The 12,542-nt window shown below is 69.5% G+C and carries 9 protein-coding genes; all 9 read left to right on the forward strand.

Going from position 1 to position 12,542, the window contains the following annotated elements; translation table 11 throughout:
- The first annotated feature begins 76 nt into the window (after positions 1-76).
- Complete coding sequence (rpsF, locus tag VHR41_03535) at positions 77-418, forward strand: 30S ribosomal protein S6 (GenBank protein ID HEX3233239.1); 342 nt, start codon at positions 77-79, stop codon at positions 416-418.
- Positions 415-636, forward strand: a complete 222-nt coding sequence (gene rpsR / locus VHR41_03540) for a 30S ribosomal protein S18 (protein HEX3233240.1) — start codon at positions 415-417, stop codon at positions 634-636. The genes rpsF and rpsR overlap by 4 nt, the downstream gene beginning before the upstream one ends.
- 104 nt (positions 637-740) lie before the next feature.
- Complete coding sequence (locus VHR41_03545; protein ID HEX3233241.1) at positions 741-1,589, forward strand: DUF2232 domain-containing protein; 849 nt, start codon at positions 741-743, stop codon at positions 1,587-1,589.
- Positions 1,586-2,032: a 50S ribosomal protein L9 gene (gene rplI, locus VHR41_03550; protein HEX3233242.1), complete on the forward strand. Its 447-nt coding sequence runs from the start codon at positions 1,586-1,588 to the stop codon at positions 2,030-2,032. Before VHR41_03545 ends, rplI begins: the two co-directional genes overlap by 4 nt.
- A gap of 10 nt (positions 2,033-2,042) precedes the next feature.
- Entirely contained in the window at positions 2,043-3,923 is a 1,881-nt protein-coding gene (locus VHR41_03555; protein HEX3233243.1) for a DegV family protein, read from the forward strand.
- Positions 3,920-4,273 (forward strand): ribosome silencing factor, encoded by a 354-nt coding sequence (gene rsfS / locus VHR41_03560; protein HEX3233244.1) that lies wholly within the window; start codon positions 3,920-3,922, stop codon positions 4,271-4,273. The genes VHR41_03555 and rsfS overlap by 4 nt, the downstream gene beginning before the upstream one ends.
- 11 nt (positions 4,274-4,284) lie before the next feature.
- Positions 4,285-7,494: a BamA/TamA family outer membrane protein gene (locus VHR41_03565; protein ID HEX3233245.1), complete on the forward strand. Its 3,210-nt coding sequence runs from the start codon at positions 4,285-4,287 to the stop codon at positions 7,492-7,494.
- 129 nt (positions 7,495-7,623) lie between these two features.
- Complete coding sequence (locus tag VHR41_03570) at positions 7,624-8,982, forward strand: SPOR domain-containing protein (protein ID HEX3233246.1); 1,359 nt, start codon at positions 7,624-7,626, stop codon at positions 8,980-8,982.
- A gap of 50 nt (positions 8,983-9,032) precedes the next feature.
- Positions 9,033-12,506, forward strand: coding sequence for an AAA family ATPase (locus VHR41_03575; GenBank protein HEX3233247.1), 3,474 nt, complete (start codon positions 9,033-9,035; stop codon positions 12,504-12,506).
- Positions 12,507-12,542 lie beyond the last annotated feature (36 nt).

Below are 12,542 nucleotides of genomic sequence, written 5' to 3' on the forward strand. Positions count from 1 at the left end.
CTATGTTACGCCGTCCATCAAATCTCCTCCCCGGCGCCCACACCAGGCCCGAGGCATCAGCCCGAAGGAAGGTGTCATGACCCGTCAGTACGAGGTGGTCTATATCTTCGACAGTGCGCTCGAAGAGGCCGCCATCAACGAGCGCCTCGCGCGCTTCCACTCCCTCATCCAGCAGTCGGGCGCCGAAGCTCCCCAGGTCAACCACTGGGGCAAGCGGACTCTGGCCTATCCGGTCAAGAAGCATGAGACCGGCTACTACGTCGTCGCCAAGTTCGACGCCGAGGCGACGGCGCTCCCCGAGTTCGAGCGGGCCATCAAGCTCGACGATGGAGTGCTTCGCTTTCTCGTCGTGGTGAACGAAGGCGCCCAGCCGGTCCCGGTGACGGCCGGCAAGAGCGACGAGGAGGACGACGAATGAGGCGGCCCCAGAAGACCTGCGCCATCTGTGAGTCGGGCGTCAGGGTCGTCGATTTCAAGGACGAGCGTACCCTGTCCCGGTTCCTGACCGAACGGGGGAAGATCCTGCCCAGTCGGCTCTCGGGCACCTGTGCGCGGCATCAGCGGCAGCTCAGCACCGCCATCAAGCGGGCCCGCCAGCTCGCCCTCCTGCCCTACATCAAAGGTTTCGGCGGCTGATCGCGGCCGGAGCCGGAACGCCCTGGGGCGCCCGCTCCCGGGGCCGAGCGTCGGGATGGGGTCCGGTCGTCCTGGGACTGGGCTATCTGCTGTTCGCCCCACCGGTGTTCGCCCTGTGCCCCCTGGCCGGGCTGCTGCTCCTCTCCCGCCCCAGCACGGTCCGGGAGTGGGGCTGGCTGCTCGGCACCGCCGCGTGGTCGGCCGTCTGGCTGCAGCAGGTCGGAGGACTCGGCGCCCAGGTCGTCCGCGCGGCGGCGGTCTTTCTCTGCGGCACCTTCCTCGCCCTCACCCTCTGGCGCCCATCGGGCGGCTTTTCCCGGGCGCTGCTTGCCACCGCCGGTGCCGGCCTTACCCTGGTGGCGTGGATGGCGTGGCTGGGGATCAGGTGGGCGGCCGTGCAGCAGGCCATCGAGCAGGACCTCTCCACCTACCAGGCCGCCGCGCGCGCCCAGTGGACTGCGGCGGGCGCGCCCAAAGAGCTGCTCACCGACCTGGCCGCGATGCCCCACACCATCGCACAGCTGACCCCGGGGCTCCTCGCCATCGCGGGAATCGCCGGGCTCAGGCTCGCCTGGAGCTGGTATCATCGGCTGGCCAGCCGGCCCTGGGGCGCGGCGAGTGCCCCGTTTCCGGCGTTCCGCTTCAGCGACCAGATGGTCTGGGGATGGGTCGTCGCGCTGGCGCTCTGCCTGCTGCCCGTGGCCCCACCCTGGCCGCTGGTCGGGGCCAACCTGCTCCTGGTCTGGTCCGTACTGTACGCCACCCGGGGGCTCGCCGTCCTCCTTGGCGTCGCGGGCCGGATTCCCCGGGCCGTGGCCGGCATGCTGGTGCTGATCGCGATGTTTCTGTTGCCGTTCGTGCTGGGCGGGCTCACGCTGCTCGGGCTCGCCGATACTTGGCTAGATTTCAGGCGCCGATTCTCGACGCCGACCACCGGAGGGCTCGACCGATGATGGAAGTGATTCTGCGCGATGACGTGAAGTCGCTTGGCAAGGCCGGCGAGATGGTCCGGGTGAAGCCCGGATACGCCCGCAATTACCTGCTCCCCCAAGGGCTGGCCTACGAAGCCACCGAAGGCAACAAGAAGCGGATCGCGGCGGAGACCAGGGCGCGCACCTCTCGGCAGGAGGCCGAACGGACCGAGGCCGAGCGTGCGGCGGCGACCCTGGGACAGGTGGCCCTTACCCTGGCCGGCAAGGCCGGGGAGGAAGGCAAGCTGTTCGGCTCGATCACGACGCAGGATCTGGCCGAGGCGCTGGCCCGGCAGGGCCACCCGATCGACAAGCGACGCATCGAGCTCGAGCACCCGATCAAGACGCTGGGGCATCATACCGTGACGGTGCGACTGCACCCGGAGGTGCACGCCGAAGTGCACGTGTCGGTCGTCGCGGAGTGACCCGGCTTCGATGAGCCTGGGCATCACCTCGGTCGACGGCCCGCGCCTGAGCCGCGCGTTGTTCGCAGCGGCGGACTGGGTCGCGGCCGGCCGGGAGGAGATCAACCGGATCAACGTCTTCCCGGTCCCAGACGGAGATACCGGTACCAACTTCAGTCTGACGCTTCGTACCGTCGCCGACGCCCTCCGGGCGCTCGGCGACGCGACGCTTCCGGAAACCGCGGCCGGCATGGCCCGCGCGGCGGTTCTCGGTGCCCGGGGCAACTCCGGGATGATGCTCGCCCACTTTCTGCTCGGGTTCGCTGATGCGCTGGGCGACCGGCCGCTGGCATCGGCGGTCGAGCTTGCCGGTGCCCTCCGCCAGGGGGCCGACCGGCTCCAGCTGTCGGTCGACGATCCGCGTGAGGGGACGATCCTCACCGTGGCTCGCGATGCCGCGGGCGCCGCCGAGCGGGCCGCCGCGGAGTCGGCGGACATCGCCCGCCTCATGCGCGCCATGCTCGAGGAGGCCGAAGCCGCACTCGCCCGCACCCCGGAGCAGATGCCGACCCTCAAGGAGGCCGGCGTGGTGGATGCCGGAGGGAAAGGTTTCGTCCGGATGCTGGAAGGAGTGGTACGCGTCATCGATGGCGAGCCGGTGCCGGCGGCGGCCAGCTCCAACGAACGGGGGGAGTCGACGGTAGTAGTCCCGGCGGCTCGAGCGGCGGTAGCCGCGGACCGGGATTACCGGTTCTGCACCGAGGTGCTGGTACGGGGTGACCGGCTCCCGCCGGCCAACACGGTGCGCGCCGCGATGCACGAGTTCGGCGGGTCGGTCGTCGTCGCGGTGATGGCCGACATCCTCAAGATCCATGTGCACACTGATACCCCCGAGGCCGTCTTTAGCTGTGCGGGACGGTGGGGCCGGATCGAGACCAGCAAGGCCGATGACATGCGGGCGCAGCATCGCCGGCTGGCGCATCCCGACCGGCGTGCGGTGGCCGTCGTGACCGACAGCTCGGCGGACCTGCCGGATGGGGTGCTGGACCGTTACGGGATCTCCCTGATCCCGCTCCAGGTCGTCTTTGGCGAGGAAACGTTCCGGGATCGGGTGGAGCTCGCGCCCGAGGAGTTCTATCGCCGGCTCCGCCGGTCGGCCGAGCTTCCGACCACGTCGCAGCCCACGCCGGCCGACTTCGTCCGGGTGCTGCGCGATGCGCGGGAGGAGGCGGACGAAGTCGTCGCCGTATTTCTGTCGGCGAGTCTCTCCGGGACATTCGGCTCGGCCCAGGCCGCTGTCCGCGATGCAGGACTCTCGGGTGTCCATCTGGTGGACAGTCGGTCCGCATCCCTGGGGCTGGGCATGCTGGCGCTCCGAGCGGCGGAGCTGGCGGACGGGGGTTGGACCGGGGCGGATATTCGCCGGGAGCTCGAGCGGGTGCGGGGGCGGTCGGGCATGCTGCTCACCGTCGATCGCTTCGATAATCTTCTCCGATCGGGGCGGGTCTCACGCGGCAAGGCGTGGCTCGGGGGCATGCTGGACCTGAAGCCGATCCTCACGCTGGACCCCGTGGGGCAGGTCGTGGCAATGGATCGGATCCGCGGCCGGGAGCAGCTCGTGTCGAGGACGTTGGAGCTGCTCCGACAGCGGCTTACGCCGCGGCCGGAGGTCGTGCGCTTCGGGGTGGCGCACGCGGAGGCCCCGGAAGCGGCCGAGCGGGTGCGTGCCGAGCTCGTGGCGGAGTACCGGCCTCGGGACTGCTTCGTCACCCTGGCCACCGGTGTGCTGGGGGCCCACGTGGGCGCCGGGGCGTGGGCGGTCTTCTATCAGGTCGAGGACGGCACTCCCCGGCAACTCGAGCCGGCCGGCGCCGGAGGTCAGCTGGCTACGCGGGAGCACGGCGCCCGGTGACGCCCCGGCCCCCCGAGGCGTTGCGGCTGGCCATGGACGCCATTCAGGATCTGAAGGGCAATCAAATCGTGGTCCTCGATTTGCGCGGGCTGACTGAGGCCACGGACTATTTCGTCATCGCATCGGGTACATCCGACGCGCACGTGCGGGGCATTGCGGAATCGGTCATCGAGAAGCTCGGCCGTCGGGGCCACCGCACGCATCACGTCGAAGGCCTGAACGGCGGCCGATGGGTGCTGCTGGACTTCGTGGATTTCGTGGTTCACCTGTTCCACCCCGAGACCCGCTCGTTCTACCAGCTCGAGCGGCTCTGGGACGACGCACCGGAGCTCCTGATCAGCTCCACCTAGCTGAGGTCGCCATGTTTCGACGCACCGCACCGGCATTGCTGCTCCTGCTCCTCGGGGTGCCGGGAGTCCTGCCCGCCCAGTATTTCGGGCGCAACAAGGTCCAGTACACGAGGTTCGACTTCAAGGTCATCCAGACCGAGCATTTCGATGTGTACTACTACGACCGGGAGCGGACCGCCGCCATGGATGCCGCGCGGATGGCGGAGCGCTCCTACGGCCGGCTCTCCAAGGTGCTGAATCACGAGTTCCGGGAGCGGAAACCGATCATTCTGTACGCCTCCCATTCCGACTTCCAGCAGACCAACGCGCTGGGTGAGGCTCCGGGCGAAGGCACCGGCGGCGTGACCGACTTCGAGCGCAACCGCGCGGTGATGCCGTTTACCGGCTCCTACGCCGAGTTCGAGCACGTGCTCCAGCACGAGATGACCCACCAGTTCCAGTACGACATCTGGTCCCATGGGCGGGCCGGCGCGGGCCTCTCCAACCTGATCGCGATCGCGCCGCCGCTGTGGTTCGCCGAGGGCATGGCGGAATACCTCTCGCTCGGCCCCATCAACGCCGAAACGGCGATGTGGCTGCGCGACGCCTCGCTCGAAGGAAAGCTCCCCACCATCGAGCAGATGACCGAGGACCCGTACACCTACTTCCCCTATCGTTTCGGCCACGCGCTGTGGTCCTACATCGGCGAGCGCTGGGGAGACGAGGCGGTCGGCGCCATCATGAAGGCGACCCTCGCCGGCGGCATCGAGCCCGCCTTCAAGCGCACCATCGGGCTCAATCTGGAGCAGTTGTCGGATCAATGGCGGGACGCCGTGCAGAAGCGCTACCTCCCGGAGATCGGTGCCCGGGCCAAGGCGAAGGCCATCGCGGACGAGCTGCTCACCGAGAAGCGGTCGGACGGCACCCTGCACCTCGCGCCGGCCCTCTCGCCCGATGGCTCGGCGGTGGCCTACTTCAGCGAGAAGAACTTCTACTTCGTGGATCTGTATCTGGCCGACGGCACCACCGGCAAGGTGAAGCGCCGGATTCTCAAGTCGGGCATCAGCAGCAACTACGAGACCTACCGCTTCATCAACTCGCAGGCCAACTGGTCGGCGGACGGGAAGTATCTCGCCTTTGCCGCCAAGCGGGGACCGCGAGACGTCATCGTGATCGTCGACGTGGCGCGCAACAAAGAGGTGAAGCGCATCGACGTCAAGCTGAGCGGCGTCACCACGCCCTCCTGGAGTCCCGACGGAAACCAGCTGGTCTTCACCGGCTACGACGGTGGCCTGAGTGATCTCTTCGTCGTCGACCGCGATGGTCGCAATCTCCGCCGGCTGACCACCGACAAGTTCGCCGACCTGCACCCGGTCTGGTCGCCCGACGGCAGCACCATCGCCTTTGCCACCGACCGGGGCCCCCGGACCGACTTCAAGACGCTGGACATCGGCAACCTGCGCATCGCCTTCTACGACCTGGCCACCGGCACCATAAAGGTGCTGGAGCATATGGACCAGGGTAAGAACGTGAGCCCGCAATGGGCGCCCGACGGTCACTCGCTCGCGTTCGTCTCCGACCGGAACGGGGTGAGCAACGTCTTTCTCTATGAGCTGGGCGACCAGCAGGTCTATCAGCTCACCGATTTCTACACCGGCGTCCAGGGAATCACGCCGCTCTCACCCGTGCTCTCCTGGGCCCGCCAGGCCGACCGGCTCGCCTTCGTGTACTACGAGGCCGGGAAGTACGATGTCTACTCGCTGGCGAACCCGCGGTCGCTGAAGCGCTCCCCCTACCAGCCGGCAGCGGTGGACAGCACCGGGATGCTGGCCCGGGTGACCAACCCACCGATCGACACCACCCGGTCGCTCCAGGTGCGTGAGGACGTGCGCGCGCAGGTGGGTGAAGGCGGCTCGATCTACCGGACCCAGCGGGGATTCCGCTCCGCCGCTGACCTGGCCCGCTCGGGAGACACCGTCCAGCTCGACCAGCCGGTCTCGATCTCGGCGCTGATGGACTCGGCCAACTACAGCCTGCCCGATACCAGCGAATTCACTCTGAAAGACTACCGGGTGCACTTCACGCCCGACTACATCGCGCGGCCCTCGATCGGATATGCCCGCGACAACTTCGGCCGCGGATTTTTCGGCGGGTCCGCCATCTCGCTGAGTGATATTCTGGGCAACCACCAGCTGGTGTTCGCGGGCTACGTCAACGGGCGGATCAGCGAGGCCCAGGTACTGGCGGCCTATGCCAACCTGAGCAAACGGGTCAACTGGGCGGTGGGCGCCTCGCAAGATCCCTACTATTTCCTCGAGCCCAGCACGGTGCTTACCGGCAGCCCCACGGCGGGGGAGAACACCTTCGTCACCAACATCCGCCGGCTGGTGCTGCGCTCGGTGTTTGGCCAGGCGTACTATCCTATCAGCCGGTTCCAGCGGATCGAGGCGGGGATGCGCTTCTCCAACGTGGACGACGCCATCCTCCACATCAATGAGCCCTACGATCCATCGACCAGCTTCGCCACCCGGGACGCTTTCCTGGAGACGGAGAACCTCCCGGGCGTCAACTACTTCCAGCCTTCCACCGCGCTGGTGTTCGACAACTCGCTGTTCGGTTACGTCGGACCGTTCTACGGCCGGCGCTACCGCCTGGAGTTCGCCCAGACCCTGGGCGACTGGCGCTTCTCCCAGGTGACCGCCGATTACCGGAGGTACGACCGCATCGTCGGACCGATCGTGCTAGCGACCCGGGCGCTCTACTTCGGGCGGATCGGGCGGGACGCGCGCGAGTTCCGCATTTTCGCGGGCAGCACCGACCTCATTCGAGGCAATACCTCGGGGTCCTACCGGAGGAACGAGTGTCTCAACGCCGATGATCCCAACTCCGAAACCGGGTGTGCCGAGCTCGACCGGCTGGTCGGGACCCAGGTCGGGGTCGGCAGCGTGGAGCTGCGCTTCCCCATCCTCAACCCCTCGTTCGGACTGCCGGCGGCGTTCCCGCCCATCGAAGGCGCGCTGTTCTACGACATCGGCCTCGCCTGGGACGAACAGAGCACGCTCAAGTGGAACCGGGAGGCCGGTGACGACCCGATTCGGGTGCGGACTCCGCTGCAGACGCTGGGCGCATCCGTCCGGGTGAACCTGTTCGGCTTCGCCATCGCGCGGTTGGACTATTCGATTCCGCAACAGCGAAAGGGCGTCAAGGGACTTTGGACCTTCAGTCTCGGGCCGACCTTCTGAGCCTCCGGAAAAGCAGGCGGGCACGGCGCTAAGCTTCCTCGCGCCGTCCCCGCCCGTCTGCCACCGGTCGGCACGCCCGACTATCTTTTCCTTGTGAACATTTCCTGGTCAGCGCTGGGAGTCGTCCTTGTGCTCCTCGGGGCGGCGTGCGAGCGCGAGACGAAGCTGTCCCTGGGGAAAGTCCCCGCCGTCACCCAGGGCCCCGCTCCGTCCTCCGCGTTGCGCATGCCCCCCGGTGGTGGCGTCCCTCGACTGTACCGGCTGCCCACCCTGAGCCCATCCTCCTGGGCCATCGAAGACAAGCTCCCCGCGATCGAGCGGCCGATCGGGGCCGACGCCGAGCAGGGGCTGGTGTACGTCCTGGACGGCAAGCGCAACGTGGTGGCACTCGACCTGGAGACCCGGCGGGTACGGACCTCGCTGGATCAGATCCGCTATGCCGCGGTCGGGCCGGATGGTGCCTTGTACACCGTCGATACGGGGAGCACGGTCACCCAACTGGTACGGCGAGCGCCGGTCCGCTTCCGCTCCAAGCTGCAGGGCACCCCCGCCGAGCTCTATGCTACCATGAGCGGAGCCGTGCTGGCGCGGCTGACCGGCCCAGCGCCGGTGCTGGAGGCGTTGGGCTCCGACCAGGCGCCGACCTCCACCACACTCCCCTCGGGCCCGCTGGCCACGAGCCTCTACGGCGACCTGGTGGCGGTAGCCGCCGATACCGCGGTGGTCCTCTACGCGCCGCTGGGCAAGACGCGCCCGCTCTCGCTCCCGGTGTCGGGGCACGCGCGGGCGGCCGTGTTCTCGCCGTCGGGGCATCGGGTCTACGTCGCGCAGCAGGACCACCAGCTGCTGGTCTTCGACCGCTTCAGCGGCGCGCGGATCCAGACCATCGACCTGCCCGGCGGCGCCCGCGGGCTGCGGGGCGACCAGTACGGCCAATGGCTCATGGTCCGCCCCGACAGCGGTGATTCGGCGTGGGTCATCGACATCGGGCGCGCACGCCGCACCGGCACGGTGGCCACCAAGTGGGCCGCCGACCTGCCGGCGGTCGCGTCACCCAACACTCTGCTGGCGCGCGAGGGGAAGGACGTGATCGGGCGCGACCTGGGCAAGACCGGATTTCCCGAGACCGGTCGGGTGGCGGATGGGGCGGACGATTTCTGGCTGGTCATCGGATGGCGGCCCGCCCAGGACGTGGAGACCGTCAGCGCCTCGGATTCGGCGGCCGTGGCGGCGGCGGCCGATTCGCAAGCGGCGCCGTCGGTGTATCTCCAGGTGAGCAGCTCACAGAACCCGTCCTGGGCCAACGAGCTGTCGGACAAGCTGCGGGCTGCGGGCCTGCCCGCGTCGGTGCTCCCGCCCAAGCGGAGCGACGAGGCGTACCGGGTGGTGCTCGGCCCGTATGCCTCGCGCGATCAGGCGGAGGAGACCGGCCGGAAGATCGGCATGCCGTCGTTTGTCGTCACGGCGCAGGACGAAGCGGCGCAGTAGCTCCCCAGCGTGTTCGAGACCAGCACTCCACCCCCACTGGGGCCACCCGCATGAAGCTCACCCGGCTGGAGCTCTCCGGCTTCAAGTCTTTCGCCGATACCGTCACCCTGACCTTCGAGGAGGGGGTGACCGCGATCGTGGGGCCGAACGGATGCGGCAAGTCGAACGTCTCCGACGCGGTCCGCTGGGTGCTGGGAGAGCAATCCGCCCGGCTGCTGCGCGGCGGCAAGATGGAAGACGTCATCTTCCAGGGCTCCACCGCCCGACGTCCGGTGAACGTCACCGAGGTATCGCTCTACCTCGACAACAGCGAGGGGGACCTGCCGATCGCGTACCGCGAGGTGGTGGTCACCCGGCGGCTCTCTCGTTCGGGCCAGAGCGATTACCTGCTCAACGGCTCTCCGGTCCGGCTCCGCGACATCCAGGACCTCCTGCGGGGCACCGGTCTGGGGAGTGACGCGGGCGTGGTCATCGAGGCCAAGATGATCGACCTGCTGCTCTCCGACCGGGCGGACGAGCGCCGCTCCCTGTTCGAGGAGGCGGCCGGCATCGGGCTCTACCGCGACCGGAAGCACAGCACCGAGCGGCGGCTGGAAGAGACCGCGGTCGACCTCCAGCGAGTGGAAGACCTGATCGCCGAGGTGCAGTCCCAGATCCGCAGCCTGGCGCGTCAGCGCGGCAAGGCCGAACGCCACGGCAAGCTGACCGAGGAGAAGTTCTCGGTGCAGCTCACCCTCGCGCGCCGGCAGCTCGACCGGCTGAGCGAAGAGGCCGCCGGCATGGAGGCGCGGTTCGCCCAGCTGACCGAGCTGTTGCCCGCCGGACGCGAGCGCCTCGCCCAGGCGGAGCACCGGCGGGAGGAGGGCGCGCGAGCCCGAGGGGGGGCGGAGGCCAACCGGACAGAGATCGCGCGCCGCTTGTCCGCCATCCAGGTCGAGCTGGGCAAGCTGGACGGAGATCTCGCTCTCGCGGCCGAGCGCCTGGCCAACGCCACCGCACGCCGGCTTCGCGCGCAGGAGGAGCGGAGCGTGATGGAGCTCCGGGTCCAGCAGGCGCTGGTGGAGCGTGACGCGGCGCTGGCCGACCGGGATGCGGCGTCGGTGGAGCACCAGCGGATCCGTCAGGAGCTCACCGACCGCGCCCACGCCGAGGAGGAGGTCCGCCGCCGGCTGGGCGAGCAGCGCAATCTGGTCCGTCAATGGGAGCAGGAGCTGCAGACGCTGGCCCAGAGCCTCCGCTCGCTGGAGGGGGAGCGGGCCGCGCTGGAAGGCGAGTTGGCGTCGCTGCGTGAGCGCGCCGCCCAGGCCGCCGCGCACCGCGCCAGCCTGCAGGTAGAGCTGGCCAACGCCCAGCGCCAACGCGACCAGGGGATCGAGCGCGCTGGATTTCTCAGCCACGAGGCCAAGCGCTCCGCCGCGGAGGCCGAACGGGCTCGCCACGCGGTGGCGGAGGCGCGGGAGCAGGAGGCGATGAATCGGTCGCACCGGCGCCAGGCGGAGGAGGCGCTGGCCCAGATGACGGCCCGGCGCCACGCACTGGAGGAGCTGGAGCGGGACCGGGTGGGGCTCGCCCCGGCTGCGGCCGCGCTGCTCGACGCCCGAACCCGATTCGACGGCGGTGTGCTCGGACCGTTGAGCGATTTCGTCAGCACCGGCAGGGACGACGCCGAGCTGACCGAGCGGCTCCTGGGCGACTGGATGCATGCGGTGCTGGTGCGCGATGATGCGGCCGTCAAGGCGATTCAGGACTGGCACGCCGAGCAGCAGCCGGGAGCCCTGGTTCTGCTCCCGCTCGACCCCGGTCCCCAGATGGCCTCGGATGGCCAGCCGCTGGACGCTCGATTGCGGGTGGACGGGCCGGCCCTGGGCTGGGTCCGCGCGGCGCTCGCCGGGTCGGTGGTGCTGGATACCACGGGACGGGTACTCCGTCGGGCCAGCGGGGCCATCTTCCTGAGCGGCGCCGCCACCCCCTCGGGACCGCTGCGCCGGCGCGCGGAGCTCGCATCGCTGGCGCTCGAGGTGGAGCGGGGCACGAGCACGGTCCAGGCCACCGAGGCAACCCTCCAGAGCACGGTGGAGCGCCTGGCCGAGCGGGAGCGGACGCTGGCCAGCGTCACCGCGGCGGCCGAGCAGGCCCGCGAGGCCGAGCGCCAGGCTGTGGCCGTCCGAGAGGATGCTGTCCGCCTGGTGGGGAATCTCACTCGCGAGGCCGATGGCTCCGAGGCCCAGCTCGCCCGAGTGACCGAGCGGCTCACAGATTGCGAGCGGCGCATGGCCGAGATCGATGCCGCGCTGGTGGAGGGCGATCTGTCGCGCGGGCGCCTGGACGAAGCCCTCGGCGCCGGCCGCACCCGGCTGGCGGACCTGGAGACAGAGCAGGAGCTCGCCCGCGAGCAGCGGGCCCACTGGCAGGTCCAGGAGGCGCACGTCGGAGGCGGGCTCCGCTCGGCGGAGGAGCGCCTGCAGCGGGCCGCCGCCGCCGGCACCGAGGCCGACAACGCGGTGCTGCGGCTGAGCGGCGAGCTCAGCCAGCTGGAGGCGGACAGCGGAGCGCTCGCGAGTCAGCAGGCCGCCTGGCGAGAGTCGCGGGCCGAGCGGCAGCTCGCGTTCCAGGAGGTGGAAACCGCCACCGCAGCGGCGGAGACCGACCTGACCCGGGCCGACGCCGCCCTGGCGGCGGCGGAGCGCAACGTGACGGCCGCACGGAGCACGCTGGAGAGCGTGCAGGAGGAGAGCCACCGGCTGCAGGTCCAGCTCACCGAAGCGAGCGGCGCACGGCGCAGCATCGTCGAGCGGATCGAGGCCGAGTGGCACCGGCCGCTCGACCAGCTGCTGGACGGTGCCGCGCTGCTGGACCTCGACCTCGAGACGCTGGAGACCGAGGCCGCCCGCATTCTGGGCGCCCTCGAGGGAATCGGGCCGGTCAATGCGCTGGCCGTCGAAGAGCACGCCGAGGAGGTGAAGCGTCTGGAGTTTCTCACCTCGCAGCGCGACGACCTGGTCGGCGCACGGCAGTCGCTCATCCAGGCCATCCGGGAGATCGACGGGACCGCCCGCAGCATGTTCCTGGAGACCTTCACCGCGGTGCAGGCCAATTTCACCACGGTCTTCCAGACGCTCTTCGGCGGCGGTGAATGCGAGCTGCTCCTGGCCAACCCCGCCGACCCGCTGGAGAGCGAGATCGACATTCACGCGGCGCCCCGAGGCAAGCGGACCCAGCGGATCCATCTCCTGTCCTCCGGCGAGCGGACCCTGGTGGCCGTGTCGCTCCTGTTCAGCATCTATCTCACCAAGCCGAGCCCCTTCTGCCTGATGGACGAGGTGGACGCCCCGCTGGACGACGCCAACGTGGGGCGCTTCACCCGGCTGCTGGACGAATTCAAGGCCGGCACGCAGTTCCTGGTCATCACCCACAACCCGCGCACGATGCAGGCGGCGGATGCGGTCTATGGGGTGACTATGCAGGAGCCCGGCGTATCCACCATCGTGGGGGTGCGGTTGGGTGAGGCGGAGCACGTCGCGTAAAGCGCGGCGGGGCGACTACACCGAGCGAGGATCCCG

This window comes from Gemmatimonadales bacterium (assembly GCA_036265815.1).
GTDB lineage: Bacteria > Gemmatimonadota > Gemmatimonadetes > Gemmatimonadales > GWC2-71-9 > CAVVWJ01.

What these genes read in the sequence shown, in the direction of transcription:
- rpsF (HEX3233239.1), top strand. Translation starts at nt 77, where the DNA reads ATGACCCGTCAGTACGAGGTGGTCTATATCTTCGACAGTGCGCTCGAA.
- rpsR (HEX3233240.1), top strand. Translation starts at nt 415, where the DNA reads ATGAGGCGGCCCCAGAAGACCTGCGCCATCTGTGAGTCGGGCGTCAGG.
- rplI (HEX3233242.1), top strand. Translation starts at nt 1,586, where the DNA reads ATGATGGAAGTGATTCTGCGCGATGACGTGAAGTCGCTTGGCAAGGCC.
- VHR41_03555 (HEX3233243.1), top strand. Translation starts at nt 2,043, where the DNA reads ATGAGCCTGGGCATCACCTCGGTCGACGGCCCGCGCCTGAGCCGCGCG.
- VHR41_03565 (HEX3233245.1), top strand. Translation starts at nt 4,285, where the DNA reads ATGTTTCGACGCACCGCACCGGCATTGCTGCTCCTGCTCCTCGGGGTG.
- VHR41_03575 (HEX3233247.1), top strand. Translation starts at nt 9,033, where the DNA reads ATGAAGCTCACCCGGCTGGAGCTCTCCGGCTTCAAGTCTTTCGCCGAT.